Below are 18,361 nucleotides of genomic sequence, written 5' to 3' on the forward strand. Positions count from 1 at the left end.
ACAACGGGGAGCCACAACTGATGAGCAAGGTCTTCAAGATCGCCGCGATTGCCGGCGACGGGATTGGCAAGGAAGTGTTGCCCGAGGGGCTGCGGGTTCTGGAGCAGGCCGCGAAAAAATGGCAGCTGGACTTGAGCATTGAAGTGCTCGACTGGGCGCATTGCGATTATTACCTGGAACACGGGCAGATGATGCCCGAGGACTGGTTCGAACAGCTCAAGGGCTTCGACGCGATTTACTTCGGCGCCGTGGGCTGGCCGGAGAAAGTGCCGGACCATATTTCCCTGTGGGGGTCGCTGCTGAAATTCCGTCGCGACTTCGACCAGTACGTGAATATCCGGCCGGTGCGCTTGTTCCCCGGGGTGCCATGCCCGTTGGCTGGACGCGAACCGGGGGATATCGATTTCGTGGTGATTCGCGAGAACACCGAAGGCGAGTACTCATCGGTCGGCGGCAAGATGTTCGAAGGCACCGAGCATGAGTTCGTGCTGCAGGAGTCGGTGTTCACCCGCCGAGGTGTCGACCGGATTCTCAAGTTTGCCTTCGACCTGGCCCAGACCCGGCCACGCAAGCGCCTGACCGCAGCGACCAAGTCCAATGGCATTTCGATCAGCATGCCGTACTGGGACGAGCGCACCGCGCTGATGGCTGCGCAGTACCCGGAAGTGACGTGGGACAAGCAGCACATCGATATCTTGTGCGCGCGCTTCGTTCTACAACCGGATCGGTTCGATGTGGTGGTGGCGTCGAACCTGTTCGGCGACATCCTCTCCGACCTGGGGCCGGCGTGTGCCGGAACCATCGGCATTGCGCCGTCGGCCAATCTTGATCCGCAGCGACGCTTTCCGTCGCTGTTCGAGCCGGTGCATGGTTCGGCGCCGGACATCTATGGGCAGAACATCGCCAACCCGATTGCGATGATCTGGTCCGGGGCGCTGATGCTCGATTTCCTGGGCAACGGTGACGAGCGTTATCGTGCAGCACACGACGGGATCCTGCAGGCGATCGAGCGGGTGATCGCCGAGGGGCCGATCACCCCGGACCTGGGCGGGAAGGGCTCGACCCAGGATGTCGGCAGGGCCATCGCCGAGTTCCTCTGAAACATCGTCATCCTCTGCATGAGTGAGCCTGCTCGCTCGTGCAGAGGGTCTGAATCAGTAGCCCTTGTTGCGGTCGATCTGACCGTTCATGGGTTCGCCGCGTTCGAAGCGGCGGATGTTCTCCAGCAGGACAGCAAATGCACTTTCCGGCTGGGTCATCGCCGCGATATGCGGCGTCAGCAGAATCTGCGGATGGCCCCAGAAGGGATGATCCGCCGGCGCCGGTTCGTTCTGCACCACATCCAGCACCGCTCCGCTGAGTTGCCCGCTGTCCAGCGCTTCGAGCAAATCTTCTTCCACCAGATGCCCACCGCGCCCCATGTTGATCAGTGCCGCGCCACGCGGCAATTGGCGAAACAACTCACGGTCGAGAATGCCACGGGTCTGCTCGGTCAGCGGCAATACGCACATCACAATGTCGCACTGGCTCAGAAACGCCGGCAGTTGCTCGCGACCGGCAAAACACTCGACGCCGGCAATCCGATGCGCGCTGCGCGCCCAGCCCTTGAGGGCAAAGCCCAGGAGCTGCAAGGTGGCGAGAATCTGCTGCGCCTGAGTACCGAGGCCCATCACTCCCACCCGACGCTGATGCGCCGGCTGCAGCAGGTGCGCCTGCCAACACCGCGCCATCTGCTGCTGGCGATAACGCAACATGTCCCGGTGCAAAGCGAGCACGGCAAAACTGGCGTACTCGCACATGCCTTGGGTGATGCCGGGATCGAGCAGGCGCACCACCGGAAAACTCGGGGGGATACGGCTCAGATCCAGTTGATCGACGCCGGCCGACAACGCAAACAACACCTGCAGATTCGGCAGCACCGTCTGCAGATCCTCCGGCGCCTGCCACGCCGCCAGGTACTTGATGTCTGTGGGATCGCCGATGTCCGGCCAGGCGCGCCATTCGATATCCGGGGCATGTTCGGCGAACAGTGCTTTCCACCGTTCGCCGCGCACGGGGTCAGCTTTGTAAAGCAGGGCCATGGTCAATTCCTGAGGAGGTTGAAGGTGCTCCCATCATCGCCCAACGCCAGAGCAGGATCTGTCGAAAGCAGCGCTGCGAACACTGCGCGCCACGTCATATACGCACGCGTCCGGCAGATTCGGCGGCCTGAAGGAATCTGCCGTTTGGCAGGGTGAAAACAGTCGATCCGGATTTCTCAGGGGCCAAGTTCGGCGTAGTTCGTTCCGCACAAGTCTTAATCTTAAGACCCTGTGTAACCACCTCCTGCATTCACTCCGGGCTGCCGGAATCACGAAGGGAAATGCCATGAACAGCCAAGTCGACCAAACGCCTCATTTACTCCGTCAGCGTGATCAGTTCGTGCCACGCGGACTGGTCACCGCTCATCCACTGGTGATTGATCGCGCCCAAGGGGCTGAATTGTGGGACGTGGACGGCCAGCGTTATCTGGACTTCGTCGGCGGCATCGGCGTGCTGAACATCGGCCATAACCATCCCAAAGTGGTTGCAGCGGTGCAGGCCCAATTGCATAAGGTCTCGCACGCCTGCTTCCAGGTGGTGGCCTACAAGCCGTATCTGGATCTGGCCCAGCGTTTGTGCGAAATGATAGGTGGCGAGGAACACTACAAAGCGGCGTTCTTCACCTCCGGTGCCGAAGCCGTGGAGAACGCGGTGAAAATCGCCCGCGCTCACACCAACCGCTCTGCGGTGATCTCCTTCCGCGGCGGTTTCCATGGACGCACCTTGCTCGGCACCACGCTGACCGGCATGAGCCAGCCCTACAAACAGAACTTCGGGCCATTCGCGCCGGAGGTGTTTCACACCCCATTTCCCAATGCCTATCGCGGCGTCACCAGTGAGATGGCGCTCAAGGCGCTGGACGAGTTGCTCGCCACTCAGGTTGCGCCGGAGCGGGTTGCGGCGATCATCATTGAACCCGTACAGGGCGACGGTGGTTTCCTTGCGGCGCCGGCACCATTCCTCCAGGCATTGCGTGAGTTGACCCACAAGCACGGCATCGTGCTGATCCTCGATGAAATCCAGACCGGATTCGGCCGCACCGGCAAGTGGTTCGGTTTCCAGCACGCCGGCATCCAGCCTGACCTGGTCACCGTCGCCAAGAGTCTGGCCGGCGGGCTGCCGTTGTCGGGCGTGGTCGGCAAAGCTGAAATCATGGATTCTCCACTGCCTGGAGGCCTCGGCGGCACCTACGGTGGCAATGCACTTTCCTGCGCAGCGGCCCTGGCAGTGATCGACGCTTATGAAGAGGAGAAACTGCTCGAACGTGGCGATGCATTGGGCAAGCGCCTGCGTGAAGGTTTGCTGCAGTTGCAGCGCCGTCACCCGCAGATCGGTGACGTACGCGGCACCGGTTTCATGCTGGCCATCGAGCTGATCAAGAACGATGAAGCGCGCTCCCCGGACGCGGATCTGAACCAGCGTGTGATCGATGAAGCGCGCAAAGGTGGCTTGCTGGTGATCAAGTGTGGCGTCTATCGCAACGTCCTGCGCTTCCTCGCGCCACTGGTGACGACCGAAGCGCAGATCGATGAAGCGTTGCAGATTCTGCAGGCTGCATTGGCACGGGTATTGAACTGATGTCCGCCGGGTTCAGCGGCGCGGTCGCTGGCCAGCGTCGCTGAACCTTTTTGGCGCACGGATTGATGAAACGCATCATCGGAGGCTGTGTACACCATGGGGCTGACTGATTATCGAGCACTGCTCATCGATTGCGACGAAGTCCTGGTTGACCGTGATTCGGGTGTCTGGACAGCGCTGCAGCCGTTGCTCGACAGCCGGGGCGGGCGCCCGGACAAGGAACAGGTGCTGGGCGAATTTCGCGAGGTGGTGCAGGCGCTCTATCCGCGCTTTGCCGAACTGGGCTTCAGCGGATTGCTGTGTTTTGCCCATCGCCAACTGGCCGAGCGCTGGAGCTTGAACGCCAGTTGGGAGGAGGGCATGAGTTTCGCGCGCTCTGCTGCCAACTGGTCATTGTTCGAAGACGCGCCGGGAGCGATGCTGTACTTGCGCAAGTTTTATCGTCTGTTGGTGGTGGGCGACCGGGATGCCGAGGATCGCGCCGTGTTGTGCGAGCATCTGGGGATTGTGGCCGATGATTTTATTTCGCTGGCCAGCGATCCGCTGCGGGACGAGGACTGGTTGAATGCCAACGAGCTGAAGCCGGAGCACATTCTGCGGGTGACCCGACCCGCCGCCCGTGGCCCGGCGCTGACCGATGTGTGTCTGATCGGTCGCGAACGGGGCCAACAGCCGACCCCATGTGCTGCGGATTATTGCATCAACAGCATGGCTGATCTGGTCGCACAGCATCAGCAGTGTTTACGGCGCTGATTTTGCTAGTAGATTGTCCTACAAATGGCAGTCAAGAGGTTCGCAATGGAAGGTTTAGTCAAACTGGACCGCATCGACATCAGTATCCTGGTTGAGTTGCAGAGGGACGGGCGCATGACCAATGTCAGCCTGGCCGATGCCGTGGGATTGTCGGCCAGCCCCTGTCTGCAACGGGTCAAACGGCTGGAATCGGCCGGGTACATTTCCAGCTACAAGGCACACCTGAACCTGGCGAAGATCACCGAATCGGTAACGGTCTTCACCGAAATCACCCTGAGTGACCACAAGCGTGAAGACTTCGCCAAGTTCGAGTCGAACATTCGGCTGGTGGATGAGGTGCTCGAGTGCCATTTGATCAGTGGTGGCTACGATTATCTGGTGCGTTTCATGACGCGCAGTATTCAGCACTATCAGGAAGTGATTGAAAGCCTGCTGGATAAAAACATCGGCATTTCCAAGTACTTCAGCTACATCGTTATCAAGTCCCCGGTGCTCAAGGACGGTGTGCCGTTGCGCAAGTTGTTGCGGCACTGAAGTTCCCTACATCCATCAGGCGCGATCCAATAGGGGGACAGCTGACTGTCCCCCATTGTGTGCTAGCCACCGAAGCCTACGATTGCTTTGGTTTCCAGATATTCCTCAAAGCCGTAGACACCAAATTCACGACCATTTCCGGATCGTTTGTAGCCACCGAATGGGGCCATGGGATTCCAGGCCGGGTGATTCAGCAGCACTTGTCCTGCGCGGATGCGTGAGGCAACGGCGCGTGCATGATCAAGGTCGCGGGATTGAACGTGGGCGCTCAGTCCGTACACGGTGTCGTTGGCGATCGCGACAGCCTCATCGAGCGTTTCATAGGCAATGATGCACAGCACTGGCCCGAAGATTTCCTCCTGGGCAATGCGCATGCTCGAGTCGACATCGGAAAAGACAGTCGGTCGGGCATAGAAGCCTGTTTCATGACCAGGCACGCGGCCTGGTCCGCCGCAGACGAGTTTGGCCCCTTCATTCAGGCCCGATTCGATCATGGCTTGCACGCGCTTGAACTGAGCCTCATTGGCTATCGGACCGAGTACCGTTTCTTCCGATTGTGGATCCCCCACGATGATCGCGTTGGCGGTTGCGGCGGCCAGTGCCTCGACTTCCGCCAGCCGGTCCCTGGGTACGATCATTCTGGTCGGGGCGCTGCAGGATTGCCCGACGTTGCGAAACGCCGTCATCACGCCCAGTGGCACGACGTTGGCGAAGTCCGCATCGGGCAACAGCACGTTGGGTGACTTGCCGCCCAGTTCCTGGGTGACGCGTTTCACTGTAGGAGCAGCCGCCTGTGCGACCAGCGCACCTGCACGGTTTGAACCGGTGATCGAAATCATATCGATATCCGGGTGCGCAGCCATGGCGCCGCCGACCTCGGGGCCCGTGCCATTGACCAGATTGAAGACACCCGGTGGCAGGCCGGCGTCATGCACCAGCTGGGCGAAAAGAAGGGCGCTCAGCGGTGACAGCTCGCTGGGTTTCAGCACCACTGTGCATCCGGCCGCAATCGCTGGAGCCACCTTGGCGGTGATTTGATAAAGCGGCCAGTTCCAAGGGGTGATGAGACCGCAGACGCCAATGGGTTCGCGGTCAATCGCGGTGCCGCCTTCAACCGTCTGGAAGCGGTAGGTGGACAGCAGATCACGGGCAATCCGAACATGTTCGGCCGCCAAAGGCACTTGCATCGCTCGGGCGAAAACGATGGCAGCACCCATTTCCAGAGATAGGGCCTGCGCAAGCGACTCTTTTCGTTCAAGGATCAGGTCGTAAATCTTTCCAAGAAGGCTCGCGCGCGTTTCGGCGGAGGTTGCAGACCAGTGAGGAAACGCAGCACGCGCTGCAGCGACGGCCCGATCAACGTCTGCGGCCGACCCGCTGGCAACCTCTGCAACTACGCTTTCAGTCGCCGGATTGACCACGGGCGAACTGGCAGGCGTTGCCGGCGAACACCAGCCACCATTGATATAAAACTGTTGAGCCGTTTGCGAATCCACGGTGTAGGTATTCGAAGATTGTGTTGTCATCCAACTAGCTCCTTAGAGGACTGATGGGGGCTGTTAACCGCAGGGACGGAGGGAGGTCAGAACAACGCCGGGGCACCGGTATATGGGGTGCCCTGTGGTTTGAATAAGCTAGCAAAAGGGCTCAGTCGAAATATGCCGTTCTTGAAGTCGGCAAGGGATAATCTGCTGTATCTCAGGGGCTGACGTTGTGTCTGTGCGATTGAGCATCAAATCTGATAGCTAATGCGTAAGCGTCGTCTGGCGGTGATGTGTATTGATCTGGATGGATTCAAATCCATCAACGATTCGATCGGACACTACTTCGGCGATCAGGTACTGATTGAAGTGGCGCAGCGAATGACTCAGCAGGTTCGTCCCGGTGATACCACTGATGCACCTGCGAGCTCCATGCTCGAATAATAAACATTTAACGATATCTGAAATTCAACAAAACATAACAGATCATGGTTGCTGTTAGTCCGATCAATATGTACTCGGCGCGGGGCAGGAATATAAACAGCCCTGCCAAAGACAACACGATCAAGGTGTTTTGCAGTATGTACTTCCTTATTTTAGGTACGGCTACGAAATAGCCATATTGCTTGCCCAGGAAAAACAAGGTCATGCCGATGATTGACATGATCTGAAAATCGCGAATCACAATGTCATTCAGGATTGCATGTCTAATCAAATTTGCGAGGAGGGCCAGCCCTATAAATAGAAAGAGGTGCGAGTAGATTAAGGAGTGCCCGCTCATACTGCTATCATTTTTGCTCAGCAGGTAAAAGCTATCAAAATAGATCCACCAGATACTGCAAATCATGATAAAGCCGGTGATTGCTGCCATCACATTATAACGATCCCATTGAATGCCGGATAATCCTCCAGCAAGGCTAATGACTGACTCACCCAATAAGATGAGGGTGAGTAAGCCTAGTCGTTCAACCAAGTGTTCCGTATGTGCTGGCAATGGCTTTGATTTGCTCCAAAAAAATACAGGCAGCAGAATGTCAAGGAAAATCCCAATGTAAGCGACAACGTAACGCACAGGTGGGTCAAAAAGGATGGATGAAAGACTAACCATTGCGCTAATTGACAGCGCAAAGCCAAGCCTGGAGGATAATTCGCTGCGGTAGTCGATTTTACTGATGGATGAAATGTACATAATGCTGATGATGGCACGTATTCCAAAATAGCAGGAAATAACAAGCGGATAGTTTAATCCTAATTCCTCACCGATCCGTGCAGACAACACAATCAGCAGCAACATTATAAATAATGTGGCCAGACGGTGAAGGCTGCTGTCTGTATCAAACCTGTTGGAGTAAATCGTGTGGCTGGACCAAACCCACCACAATGGAACAAAAAGCAGGAGAAATGTCCATAGTTGCTCTTGTTCAAAGTGGCCTTGATGAACATGTCCGAGAGTGTGCGTAACCTTGCCAATTGCAACAACAAAAATCAGGTCAAAAAACAACTCTAACCATGTGGCGTGTCGATTTTTTTCATAATACTTCAAGGATTTCATTCGCTGCTGGCTCCGTGTCGGCGACCTGTATATGGCCAAATGGCGAGTGCGCAGCAGCGGGCCAATTGGATCGGGCAGGTGCTGCCGTTCAACAGCCGTACATGCCGCCTCGATTACGGTGGGGAACTATCGGGTGAATTGACTATCCGGCCATTTCGTCAACTCACCAACGAAAGCTCAATCATCTGACTCATTTCGGCGAACTCTGGAACCCCGTCATAGCGAAGCCCGTCAATGTAAAACGCGGGGGTGCCATTAACGCCGCTCCGTACGCCGCCATTAAAGTCGGATTTTATTTTGGCCAGGTAAGTGCCTTCCTGCAGCGCAACATAAAGTTCTTCACTGGAGAGACCGTGTTTTAGAGCGATGGCCCGAAACAGTGGCATGCCCAATCGATCCTGATTTTCATACAGTTCGTCGTGAGCCTCCCAGAAGAGTCCTCGACTCCCTGCATATTCAGCTGTGACGGCTGCCCCCATTGCGTGCGGATGGGCGGTGGTCAGGGGAAAGTTACGGAACACGAAGAGCAAATCGTTGCGAAAACGCTGTTGGAGATTTTTGACGACCCAATACGCTAAACCGCAATAGGGACATTCATAATCGCCAAATTCCACCAAGGTGACTTTGGCATGCGCGCTTCCCTGGCGATGGTCGTTGGCACTTACCGGCACTTTGAGAGTGGCCATGTGATCACCTGTTAATTTTTGGTTGGCGTGCATTGTGGTGCATTCGCCAGCGCATCCAGCGCATCCAGAATGCCGTCCGCCCCTGGGTTGATTGCCATTGGTGAAATGTAGCTCCAGGTGATCAGACCCTTCTTGTCAATCACGAACAGTGCCCGCTTACAAACTCCCAGGTGGGAGTCGTACGCTCCATACCGTCGCGCCACAGCTCCTTTGGGCTCAAAATCGGCCAGCAGGCTGAAGTGGAAATTCCGATCTTTGGCAAAGGCCTGATGACACCAGGCGCTGTCGACTGAGATACCCAGGAGCGTCGCACCGTATTCTCTGAATGTGGGTAGCAACTGGTTGTACAAGGTCAGTTGATCGCCACAAACCGAACTCCAATCGGCGGGATAAAACGTCAGTATCACGGGATTTCCCTTCAGCTCGCGTAGCGACAATTGCTGATCGGGAGTCGCGTACAGTAAGAAGTCGGGCGCTACGGTGCCGGCTGGCAGCGGCTCCTGAACCAGGTCGTCTTTCGTTTCCTCTGCATCACCAAATTCTGAAGTGTTCATTGCTTGAGCCCTGATAGATAGGAGTTTGGGGTCTACTCAGGGGGGGATGCGACTTGCCCGGCGGGGATAACTCCATCCACCATCAAGGGATTTATAAGAGGCAACGCTGCCACGATTTCAGCCTGAGCCTGAGTGTTATCGGCAGCAAGACGTTCATATTCCGCGTCCAGAAGCACGACGACGCTCGCCGTGCTTTCGCGGTATTGAATTGAGGGCCAGGTGGGGAGAGCAGCGACAGGATTCGCTCTGGCTCACCAATGACTATAGTCGCTGTTGTCGCTTGTCGTAGTCGCTAAACGCGTTTTCGGTTTCCTTGGCAAGGCCTCGCGCGCTCGCTCTGTTGCCATACAGCTTCGCCGTAAATACCTGGTCATCTCATTACTGATCGATTCGCCCCTGCGAATTCGCAGATCAAAGCGTTGCTCGATCATTCTGGTGATTCCATAGCCTCAATTGCTGATGAGTGGGTGATTTACGACTGGCGGTATTTCTGATCATGAAGTCGATGTTCTTTGCTGGTTTGGCTGAGGTGCAGGAAGGGCTGGAAGCGGACGAACGGGATGGTTTCGTCATCATCGGAAATCGCAGTGAACTGCCTTCACTTGGAACGACCCCTGGGCCCGTAAGTCTATCTGTATCTACTCATTGGTAAGGTACAGCGCAATGGATAAGACAATCACTGTCGATCAACTGGCTACCACCGACCTCAGATCAATCAACGAAATATGGCTCGGCGAAACTCATACTCAACTTTGCCTATGGCGAGGTGAACAAGTCTTTACGCACGAGATGATGAGTGAGGGCACCCACGATCAGAATATCCAGCGCCTGTCCTTGCAGCTGGTCGACCCTGACGATCAAGCCGCAGTTGCCAGCGTTGAGTTGATCGTGCGCGAACAGCTCAAAAGGATAGGGAAGGAAGGTGAGTTTTATCCGGCTGAGGAGGCGGATACTCATCGATAAGAAAAAGACTTCGACCGTTCACAGGGAATCAATTCAAGGCCTGTTGAGGCTGTCCAGGTAAAGACCCAGCGCCAGTCCTTGTAAGTGCGGGCCGTGATTTATGGTGTAACCTTCAGGTATTACTCACATCGAGATTTTTTCATGTCTAAACTTGCCGAATTCCGCCAGCTCGAAAAACACCTCGCCGAACAGCTCCAGGCCCTCGAAACCCTCAAGGGTGATGCTGGCCTCAAGAAAGAAATCGAGTTCGAAACGAAGCTGCGCGACTTGCTCGCAAAATACGGCTACAGCCTTAAGGACGTGATCAACCTGCTTGATCCGCAAGCAGGTCGTCGCGCTCCAGCCGCCGGGTCCAAAGCCGGCAGTCGCAAGCCTCGCCAGTTGAAGGTCTATAAAAATCCGCACACTGGGGAAGTTGTTGAAACCAAAGGCGGCAATCATAAAACGCTGAAGGATTGGAAAGCAGAGCACGGCTCCGACACTGTGGAGTCCTGGCTGACCAAATGATTTTGGTTTGAACACAAAAGGGCCTGATTACGGCCCTTTTTTGTTTTCGATTTTTAGCTACTTGAGAGGATTTCCACAGCTCTAATCAGGGTGTACGTGAGGCACCTTTTACTTGTCACCTTGGCAAGATATGTGAACTTTAGTGATACGCGAATTTCCATTGATTGAGAGTGGAGCCGCCTGACTTCCAGCCCGGTAATCGGCCCTCCGAACCTCAAGTCAGGAAGTAGATCGTGAAGACCTTGCCCTCCAAGACCTCCCTGCGCCGGGCCGTTACCGGCCCGATGCTTTTTCTATTTATTCTCGGCGATGTGCTCGGAGCGGGCGTTTATGCTCTTGCCGGGACAATTGCGGGGGAGGTGGGTGGCGCAATATGGATGCCGCTGCTCATCGCTCTTTTTTTCGCGATGCTTACTGCAGGTTCCTATGCCGAGTTGGTGACAAAATATCCCCACGCGGGCGCCGCTTCGGTTTTCGCCGAGAAAGCGTTCGGGTCACCGCTCATTTCTTTTCTCGTGGGCTTTTGCATGCTATCTGCAGCTGTCACGAGCGCTGCGGGTTTATCGCTGGCGTTTGCGGGCGATTACCTGGCGGCGTTCATCCATGTACCACCTCATATCTCAGCCTTACTGTTCCTTCTCGTGATCGCGCTACTCAATGCGAGGGGAATCAAAGAATCCTTGGGAGCCAACCTGGTGATGACAGTCATTGAGCTGTCAGGCCTTCTTTTGGTCGTTGTTGCCGCCGCTTGGTATTTCCGTACAGGCGATGCAGATTTGGGTCGCAGCCTGGAGTTCAAGCCGGGAGTCAGCCCGATGTTAGCCGTTTTGGGTGCGGCACTGATCGCCTTCTATTCTTTTGTAGGATTCGAAACATCCGCCAATCTTGCAGAAGAAATTCGAGACGTTCGAAAGGTTTACCCCCGCGCATTGTTTGGCGCATTGCTGACCGCCGGAGTCCTCTACATGGCGGTCGGTGTAGCGGCATCTTCCGTACTGCCCATGGAAAAACTGGTTGCAACCTCTGCTCCTCTTCTTGAGGTGGTTCGGGCGTCAGGTTTGAACATCCCGCCTCGCGTCTTTGCCTTTATTGCATTGGTCGCGGTAGCCAACGGCGCACTTCTAACCATGATAATGGCCAGCCGCCTTACTTATGGCATGGCCTGCCTTGGACTTTTGCCGAATGCCTTGAGCAAAGTGCTGCCTCAACGACGCACCCCGTGGATAGCAGTGATCGCTACCACCCTCGTGGCAATCTTGCTCACGCTGACGGGGACGCTAGCCACACTCGCTGAAACAGTCGTCCTGCTCCTGCTGTTCGTATTTCTCAGTACCAATTTGTCCGTGTTGATCCTGCGCCGTGACGAGGTTGCGCAAGATCACTTTCGAGTACCTACGTGGGTTCCGCTACTGGCTATCGTCTCTTGCCTGGTACTGCTTAGTCAGCAAAGTCTGGAAACCTGGATGCGTGGAGGCGCGCTGATCCTGACAGGCATGCTGCTTTTCGCCTGTGCAAGAGTGGCACTGCCGGCGCCAGTGGAGCCTGGCTAGGCTTGCAAGCGCTTTCCCTGTCTACCGCAGCGTTAACTTGGCTACGTCGTACAAGTGCCAGAGGGCGAGCGGTTGTAATGGGTGCATCCAATGCCTTGGATCGGCGGTTGTGAGCAACACTGGAACATCATCCGAATCCCGCCTTACGCCGAGAGTTAATCAGGCTCTTGGAGCGAGCTGAACCATTCGGCATAAGGGGAATTGATGACCAGCCGCCGGTTGAAGTCCGGGCTTCCATCAGTCCACCAGACAGGCCCCCGTTCCCCGAGGGCCACTTTGGCCATTTGTACCTTTTCTCGAGCGCGCTTCAGTTGCGACGCGTCTTGCGAACCCTTGGCGTTCTTGACCTCTCGTCGAGCGGCCATAAGCCCATTGACAAGACGCTGGCGCAAATCTTCATCCAATGATGGGTTGGAACATCGCCATAGCTGGCCTTTGACAACAAAGTAGCGACCGTCTGGTGTCACTGGATGCATTCCTGTCTCCGATCGTTCAAAGAGCACTTCTCCAAAAAATCAGCAAGGACGGCTATCTCGGTTTTCGGGCAGTAAGACGATTGGCTTGTTTGACTCCAAGCAGTATTCCCAGTACTAGCGCGGCGCCTGCCGCCAGGAGTATTGGATACGGATGTTTACCTGACATCCGGACGCCCTCGACTCCGAGTTGATCGCTTGCCGGAGCAGGTCGATGTCGTGATGACGATGAAGTAAGACGGCTTGGACTGGCAGTGGGGTCGGCATCTGCCCTGTACGGCATTTCGTTCAAGGGCAATCGCGCACCGTCCGCGAGAGTCAGGGTGAGGTCTTCGACAGTGCCGGCGAGTCGATCGGGAAACACCGGCTCACCCGTGGGATCAAGCTCATCGTAATAAAACTGCTTTCCTTCCAGCCAACCTATGGCCGTCATCAATTCCGGGCCAAGGTAATATTTTCCGTCGAGGAAGAAACCCGGGAAATGTCGCGTGCGTTCGAGACTGTCTATGGTGTAGCGCTCGCCTGCCTTCATACCGGTTGCTGGGTCGATCATGATGAAATCCTCAGATTCGCTGGTGTTGCGATAGAGGACGGGGCCTGGCGCAACGTTCCATCGAGATTACCGAAAGGCTGTTCTTCGTCAGACCTTTTGAACCTAATTCGAAAACTGTTGCTCAACCGGGAAATGTTTGGGGTGGGTGAAATGAATGCTTTCAAGAATCAACTGACGCTTGAGCAGGAATCCAAATTGAAAGCCCTGGATGCCTGGCATCTTGCATTGGAGAACCGAGCGTTACGCATGGAGTGTCCCGATGCCTATCACGAGGAGCTATTACGCCAGTCTGATGAGATGCATCGGTTGGGTAGATTGACCGATTCCGAATGGCGTGACCTGAGAAGGGAGGCAGATGCGGCCTATCTGCGTGCGGTCGCTGGTGAGGATTATCACTGAGGTCATTCAGCACATGTCTATTGCCGACGACACTGTTCACTACCTGCGCGCCAATGGTTTGGTGCTCACCACAGCGGAGTCGTGTACCGCCGGTAAAATTGTGACGCTGTTATCCGAGGTCGAGGGTAGTGGCGAGTTCATCGAGTGCGGGTACGTGGTGTATTCGCCTCAGGCGAAACAACGCCTCCTGCATGTCAAACCGCAGACCATCGAAACGTTCAACCTCACCAGCGTGGAAGTTGCGCGTGAAATGGCAATGGGCGCATTGCGCGACAGTACCGCCAACGTTGCCGTTGCTACAACGGGCATTCTCGGCCCGGACGATGTAGACGGTATCCCGGCTGGCACGATCTGCTTTGCCTGGGCGTTTCAGGTAGCTGATGAGTGTCGCGTGTTCAGTCACCAGCATCGCTTCTGCGGCGGACGCTGTGAAGTACAAAAATACGCCACCGAGTATGCGTTGCAGTACTTGACGCGTTTCCATCAACGAGTTCTACAAGGTGAGCCCGATGAGCGATGAGCGCAACCGTCCCCACTTGCGTAGCCGGAATTATCCAATACGCGAGGACATGGCCTATCAGTTGAAAGTCTGGATCTCCGTTATTGTCCAGGAAGACTGACTCGCAGGTTTCCAACAGCAAAGGGAAATCAGCACCCGTTGGTCGACAGGGCAGAAGGTTTTTGAAATTAACTCCGGCGCATTTGCTTCAGATGAATGTGGGTTGGCATTCGGTCTATTGCCGAGTGAACGGCAGCCCTGATTCACCTGAGGAGAATGTCATGTTCCTACATAACAAACGACTTCAATACACCGTGCGCGTTGCTCAGCCTAATCCAGGGTTGGCCAATCTTCTACTGGAACAATTCGGAGGAGCCCAAGGGGAACTCGCCGCAGCTTCACGCTACTTCACACAGGCGTTGGCCGAAGATGATCCAGGCAGAAAGGATCTCCTTATGGATATTGCCACCGAGGAGCTCAGCCACCTTGAGATCGTCGGCTCGATTATCGTGATGTTGAACAAGGGCGCCAAAGGGCAAATGGCCGAAGGTGTCGAGGAAGAGGGCGAGTTGTATCGCGCCATCAACGGGGCCGGCAACGATTCCCACATCACAAGTCTGTTGTACGGCGCCGGTGCTCCCTTGACCAACTCGGCAGGCGTTCCCTGGTCGGCGGCTTACGTCGATACCATCGGCGAACCGACTGCAGACATGCGCTCCAATATCGCCGCTGAGGCCAGGGCGAAGATCGTCTACGAGCGTTTGATGAATGTCACAGATGATCCGGGTGTAAAGGAAGCCCTCGGATTTTTGATGACCCGTGAAATCGCCCATCAACTGTCTTTTGAAAAAGCACTGCACGCCATCCAGCCTAATTTCCCTCAGGGCAAACTGCCGGGTATGCCTGAATTCACCAACGTTTACTTCAACATGTCTCAGGGCGAAGGCAGCACCCGCGGGCCGTGGAACGAAGGGGAGGACTGGGAGTTCGTAGAGAATCCAGCGCCGGCGGTGGATGGAGGCGAGGGCACCGCGACTGTGCAATTGAGCGCCGAGGATGAAGCGCTGCTCATGGACATGAAAGCCAGGACGATGTCCGACCCAGACAGCAATCCGATCACGGGTGCGGACCTGGGGGCGGGTGTGCAAGGCGAACCACAACCTTAACGACGCGACCGCACGCCAAAAGGCGTGCGGTTTTTCCAACTCAAGAAAACAGGAGGGTGCGATGTCCGAGCCGTTGACCTCATCTGGCGCAACACTTCGCTCACGGTTTGTTCGGCTCTCAAAATCCGGATGGGGCGGGCTAGCCTTCTGGTCAATTCTGATTGGCGTGACGCTTTGCTTGCTGATCAGCGGGTACGGCGCCTTCGTCGGCGCCAACAAACAAAATCTGCACTTTGCATTTCTCGGCGGCATGTCAGGCTTCGCTGCGACGGCCATAGGTGCGGTGGCAGCGATTGCGTTACGCGATATCGCCGCCAGAACGCAGGACATCATGCTGGGCTTCGCCGCCGGAATGATGCTGGCCGCCAGTTCGTTTTCGCTCATTCTTCCGGGTATCGAAGCCGCCCAGGAGCTCTGCGGTAACCAGCTGCTCGCAGCCTGTGTCGTCGTTGCAGGATTGGGATTGGGGGTAGCGCTGATGATCGGTCTGGATCGCTTCGTGCCTCACGAACATGAGAAAAGCGGTCGCCGTGGGCCCGAGGCGCAGCGCATCAATCGCGTATGGCTGTTTGTTCTGGCAATCACGCTGCATAACTTGCCGGAGGGGATGGCCATTGGAGTGAGTTTTGCCAATGGCGATATGAAGGTGGGATTGCCGCTCACCACTGCCATCGCCATTCAAGACATTCCCGAAGGCCTGGCGGTGGCGCTTGCGTTACGCGTGACCGGGATTTCAGCGCTTCGCGCTGCGCTTATTGCGGTGGGCTCAGGGTTGATGGAACCCATTGGCGCGATCGTCGGCTTGGGGATTTCGAGCAGCTTCGCATTGGGATATCCCATAGCGCTTGGTCTGGCGGCGGGCGCGATGATTTTTGTGGTGTCCCATGAGGTCATTCCCGAGACCCATCGCAACGGTCATGAGACACCTGCAACCTTGGGGTTGATGCTCGGTTTCGGGGTCATGATGTTTCTCGACACGGCTTTGGGTTGACCCTTTACCTCCCATCCATCATTGGACGGCGTGGTTGAAGAAACTGGAAGCAAAAATCCGACGGTAGACGTCGCGATCCCACCTGCACTGCCTTTCAATTACGTGCAGCAAGGAGAAATCATGACAACGCACAGGCTGACAACGAAGGGCTTGCAGTTGAACGTTTCGATCTGCGGTCAAGGCTCTCCGCTGCTTTTGCTCAATGGTTTGGGTGGTTTGATTCGTACCTTCGATCCGCTGCGCAATAAACTTGACGACTTCATGACCATCACGCTGGACGTGCCCGGAGTCGGCAAGTCGCAAATGCCCCGTTGGCCCTTTCGCCTGCCACGCCATGCCGACGTGATTGCCGGGATGCTTGAGCAATTGGGGATCGACCAGGTCGATGTGTTCGGTGTGAGTTGGGGAGGTGCATTGGCTCAGGAATTCGCTCTTCGTTACCCGAGCAGGGTACGCAGGCTGATCCTCGCGGCGACCTCTCCCGGTCCATTGCTGCTGATGAAGCCTGCAGACGTTATGGATTTTTTCCGCAAGAGCAAAAACACCAACATGCACAAGCAAGAACGATCCGGCCATTCAGTTCAGACGCTGCTGCGGTTCGGTGTGATGAAAGGCATGCTCTCTGTTAATCCGCGAACCTACTATTTCCAGCTCGCAGCCTTGATCGGATGGACAAGCCTGCTTCGGCTGTCCCGGCTGCTTCAACGCACGCTGATTCTTGCCGGCGACCGCGATCCGTTAATACAGGCATACAACGGCCATATCCTGCGCCGCACAATTGGACGTTCAGAACTTCGCCTTCTGAAGGGCGAGGGACATTTCTTTGTGGTGACCAGCGCTGGACGAACTGCCGTCCTGGTCCGCGAATTTCTTTGCCGCCATTACGACGATGAAGAGAAGGCACCGAGGATCGCGAACTGAAACACCAAGGCTGGCCTGGAGCGCACCCAGGTCAGTTAATCCGCCCGTCTCATCAATAGTCGCTTTGCACCTGATAAAGAAAAGGGGAGACCCGCTATCACACTGCTGCTAAAGCAGCGCCTCACGCGTGCTCTTCAAGCCTGCGCACATCACCCAACGAATCACGTTGCATCGACTGCAAGTTCTTTTCAATGGTTTCGCACAGTGCTTCCATTTGAATCTGGTGTTCGCTGTGGCGAAACGGGCTTTGCAGATCGGTGCCGATGCGTTCGATGGCCAGCAGCATGAATCCCACCACGGTCGACGCCAGCGGCGTGAACCAGCCCAGGGATTCGACCAGTCCCACCGGTACGATCAAACAGAACAGCGAAATAAACAGCCGCGGAAAATAGACGTAAGGGTAGGGCAGCGGGGTGTTGGCGATCCGCTCCATGCCGCCCTGACTGTTGGACAGGTCGACCAGCGTCGACTCAAGCCGCGCCAGGCGAATACTGTCCAGATGCCCGGCCTTGTATTCCTTGGCGAGCAAAGTCGCGGAGCCGGTGAGGATATCGTTGGCAAAGTTATTGGTCGTGCCACTGCGGGCGAACTCTTCGGCGGGAATAAACGCCCGCACCTCGTCGGGACAAGGCTGGCCTTGCAGATGCGCGGCGAGGCAGTTCACATACGCGACGTGGCGGCGCAGCAGAGTGGATTTGACCGGATTCACCTCGCCGCCGGCATCGTCCAGCAGCGTCAGCACCTGCCGGGCGAAGCTGCGGGAGTTGTTGATCATCGCCCCCCACAACGTCCGCGCTTCCCACCAGCGGTTGTAGGCGCTGCTGTTGCGAAAACTGATCAATACGATCAACGCCGAACCGAGCAAGGTCAGCGGCATCAGCGGCAGGTTCAGCTTGGCGTTGAGGAACAGCATGAAGTCGACGGTGACGGCGATGTCCCACAGCAGCAACCAGAACAGAGACCAGCCCACGTAGCCCAGGGTCTTGATGATCAGGCGGTATTTTTTGACGATGGCAGCTTTCAAACGGAAACCTCGTGGCGAGCAGTTTGCTTAAACGCTTAAGCTCGGACGATGCCTGGCACCGGCAGTTCCCTGGTGAAGCAGCCAACCGTCAGTCA

20 protein-coding genes and 2 pseudogenes are annotated in these 18,361 nt (G+C 56.2%); 13 read left to right on the forward strand and 9 right to left on the reverse strand.

Features of this window, described 5'->3' with window-relative positions; translation table 11 throughout:
* Window positions 1-20: 20 nt before the first annotated feature.
* Window positions 21-1,100, forward strand: a complete 1,080-nt coding sequence (locus ACTJK9_RS04895) for a tartrate dehydrogenase (protein ID WP_074690552.1) — start codon at window positions 21-23, stop codon at window positions 1,098-1,100.
* Window positions 1,101-1,154: 54 nt separating this feature from the next.
* Here ACTJK9_RS04895 and ACTJK9_RS04900 read toward each other — a convergent pair whose 3' ends face one another.
* Complete coding sequence (locus tag ACTJK9_RS04900; protein ID WP_440812568.1) at window positions 1,155-2,081, reverse strand: 2-hydroxyacid dehydrogenase; 927 nt, start codon at window positions 2,079-2,081, stop codon at window positions 1,155-1,157.
* Window positions 2,082-2,367: 286 nt separating this feature from the next.
* On the opposite strand from ACTJK9_RS04900, the gene gabT reads away from it, so the two are divergent.
* The 3 genes from gabT (at window position 2,368) to ACTJK9_RS04915 (ending at window position 4,947) form a co-directional block, all read left to right on the forward strand.
* The gene (gabT, locus tag ACTJK9_RS04905; RefSeq protein ID WP_440812570.1) at window positions 2,368-3,660 is read left to right on the forward strand and encodes a 4-aminobutyrate--2-oxoglutarate transaminase; all 1,293 of its coding nucleotides are present in this window, start codon (window positions 2,368-2,370) and stop codon (window positions 3,658-3,660) included.
* 96 nt (window positions 3,661-3,756) lie between these two features.
* Complete coding sequence (locus ACTJK9_RS04910) at window positions 3,757-4,413, forward strand: 2-haloalkanoic acid dehalogenase (protein ID WP_221397358.1); 657 nt, start codon at window positions 3,757-3,759, stop codon at window positions 4,411-4,413.
* A gap of 45 nt (window positions 4,414-4,458) precedes the next feature.
* Window positions 4,459-4,947: an Lrp/AsnC family transcriptional regulator gene (locus ACTJK9_RS04915; RefSeq protein WP_039768527.1), complete on the forward strand. Its 489-nt coding sequence runs from the start codon at window positions 4,459-4,461 to the stop codon at window positions 4,945-4,947.
* Window positions 4,948-5,009: 62 nt separating this feature from the next.
* Here ACTJK9_RS04915 and ACTJK9_RS04920 read toward each other — a convergent pair whose 3' ends face one another.
* The gene (locus tag ACTJK9_RS04920) at window positions 5,010-6,473 is read right to left on the reverse strand and encodes an aldehyde dehydrogenase family protein (protein ID WP_085610306.1); all 1,464 of its coding nucleotides are present in this window, start codon (window positions 6,471-6,473) and stop codon (window positions 5,010-5,012) included.
* Between the two features lie 225 nt (window positions 6,474-6,698).
* Between ACTJK9_RS04920 and ACTJK9_RS04925 the strand changes: the two are divergent.
* A pseudogene (locus ACTJK9_RS04925) lies at window positions 6,699-6,839 on the forward strand (diguanylate cyclase domain-containing protein); the annotation flags it as partial.
* A gap of 40 nt (window positions 6,840-6,879) precedes the next feature.
* Here ACTJK9_RS04925 and ACTJK9_RS04930 read toward each other — a convergent pair.
* The 4 genes and pseudogenes from ACTJK9_RS04930 to ACTJK9_RS04945 all read right to left on the reverse strand — a co-directional run.
* Complete coding sequence (locus ACTJK9_RS04930) at window positions 6,880-7,980, reverse strand: low temperature requirement protein A (protein WP_085610305.1); 1,101 nt, start codon at window positions 7,978-7,980, stop codon at window positions 6,880-6,882.
* 158 nt (window positions 7,981-8,138) lie between these two features.
* Complete coding sequence (locus ACTJK9_RS04935) at window positions 8,139-8,666, reverse strand: DsbA family protein (RefSeq protein ID WP_064596690.1); 528 nt, start codon at window positions 8,664-8,666, stop codon at window positions 8,139-8,141.
* A gap of 11 nt (window positions 8,667-8,677) precedes the next feature.
* Window positions 8,678-9,220, reverse strand: a complete 543-nt coding sequence (locus ACTJK9_RS04940) for a redoxin domain-containing protein (protein ID WP_440812575.1) — start codon at window positions 9,218-9,220, stop codon at window positions 8,678-8,680.
* Window positions 9,221-9,256: 36 nt separating this feature from the next.
* Window positions 9,257-9,535 (reverse strand): annotated as a pseudogene (locus tag ACTJK9_RS04945) (TolC family protein); the annotation flags it as partial.
* Between the two features lie 348 nt (window positions 9,536-9,883).
* Here ACTJK9_RS04945 and ACTJK9_RS04950 point away from each other — a divergent pair.
* The 3 genes from ACTJK9_RS04950 (at window position 9,884) to ACTJK9_RS04960 (ending at window position 12,240) form a co-directional block, all read left to right on the forward strand.
* A complete protein-coding gene (locus ACTJK9_RS04950) occupies window positions 9,884-10,183 on the forward strand; it encodes a hypothetical protein (RefSeq protein ID WP_221397355.1) in 300 nt (99 codons plus the stop codon).
* Between the two features lie 141 nt (window positions 10,184-10,324).
* Window positions 10,325-10,690, forward strand: coding sequence for a histone-like nucleoid-structuring protein, MvaT/MvaU family (locus ACTJK9_RS04955; protein WP_039768520.1), 366 nt, complete (start codon window positions 10,325-10,327; stop codon window positions 10,688-10,690).
* 233 nt (window positions 10,691-10,923) lie between these two features.
* Window positions 10,924-12,240, forward strand: coding sequence for an APC family permease (locus tag ACTJK9_RS04960; RefSeq protein ID WP_440812577.1), 1,317 nt, complete (start codon window positions 10,924-10,926; stop codon window positions 12,238-12,240).
* Window positions 12,241-12,395: 155 nt separating this feature from the next.
* Here the strand turns inward: ACTJK9_RS04960 and ACTJK9_RS04965 are convergent, their stop codons facing one another.
* Both ACTJK9_RS04965 and ACTJK9_RS04970 read right to left on the reverse strand, forming a co-directional pair.
* Complete coding sequence (locus ACTJK9_RS04965; RefSeq protein ID WP_440812580.1) at window positions 12,396-12,716, reverse strand: hypothetical protein; 321 nt, start codon at window positions 12,714-12,716, stop codon at window positions 12,396-12,398.
* Between the two features lie 52 nt (window positions 12,717-12,768).
* Window positions 12,769-13,266 carry a short chain dehydrogenase gene (locus ACTJK9_RS04970; RefSeq protein WP_440812581.1) on the reverse strand — a complete coding sequence of 166 codons (498 nt, stop codon included), beginning with the start codon at window positions 13,264-13,266 and terminating at the stop codon, window positions 12,769-12,771.
* Window positions 13,267-13,416: 150 nt separating this feature from the next.
* Here ACTJK9_RS04970 and ACTJK9_RS04975 point away from each other — a divergent pair, with 150 nt between their 5' ends.
* The 5 genes from ACTJK9_RS04975 (at window position 13,417) to ACTJK9_RS04995 (ending at window position 17,242) form a co-directional block, all read left to right on the forward strand.
* Complete coding sequence (locus ACTJK9_RS04975; RefSeq protein ID WP_440812583.1) at window positions 13,417-13,665, forward strand: hypothetical protein; 249 nt, start codon at window positions 13,417-13,419, stop codon at window positions 13,663-13,665.
* A 13-nt stretch (window positions 13,666-13,678) separates the two neighbouring features.
* A complete protein-coding gene (locus ACTJK9_RS04980) occupies window positions 13,679-14,185 on the forward strand; it encodes a CinA family protein (protein ID WP_440812586.1) in 507 nt (168 codons plus the stop codon).
* A gap of 260 nt (window positions 14,186-14,445) precedes the next feature.
* The gene (locus ACTJK9_RS04985; RefSeq protein ID WP_064596678.1) at window positions 14,446-15,330 is read left to right on the forward strand and encodes a manganese catalase family protein; all 885 of its coding nucleotides are present in this window, start codon (window positions 14,446-14,448) and stop codon (window positions 15,328-15,330) included.
* Window positions 15,331-15,391: 61 nt separating this feature from the next.
* Window positions 15,392-16,321: a ZIP family metal transporter gene (locus ACTJK9_RS04990; RefSeq protein WP_440812588.1), complete on the forward strand. Its 930-nt coding sequence runs from the start codon at window positions 15,392-15,394 to the stop codon at window positions 16,319-16,321.
* Window positions 16,322-16,441: 120 nt separating this feature from the next.
* Entirely contained in the window at window positions 16,442-17,242 is an 801-nt protein-coding gene (locus ACTJK9_RS04995) for an alpha/beta fold hydrolase (protein WP_440812590.1), read from the forward strand.
* A gap of 121 nt (window positions 17,243-17,363) precedes the next feature.
* Here the strand turns inward: ACTJK9_RS04995 and ACTJK9_RS05000 are convergent, their stop codons facing one another.
* Window positions 17,364-18,266 (reverse strand): bestrophin family protein, encoded by a 903-nt coding sequence (locus tag ACTJK9_RS05000; protein WP_039768508.1) that lies wholly within the window; start codon window positions 18,264-18,266, stop codon window positions 17,364-17,366.
* Between the last annotated feature and the right edge of the window lie 95 nt (window positions 18,267-18,361).

The organism is Pseudomonas sp. 22082 (genome assembly GCF_052046055.1).
GTDB classification, from domain to species: domain Bacteria; phylum Pseudomonadota; class Gammaproteobacteria; order Pseudomonadales; family Pseudomonadaceae; genus Aquipseudomonas; species Aquipseudomonas pharyngis.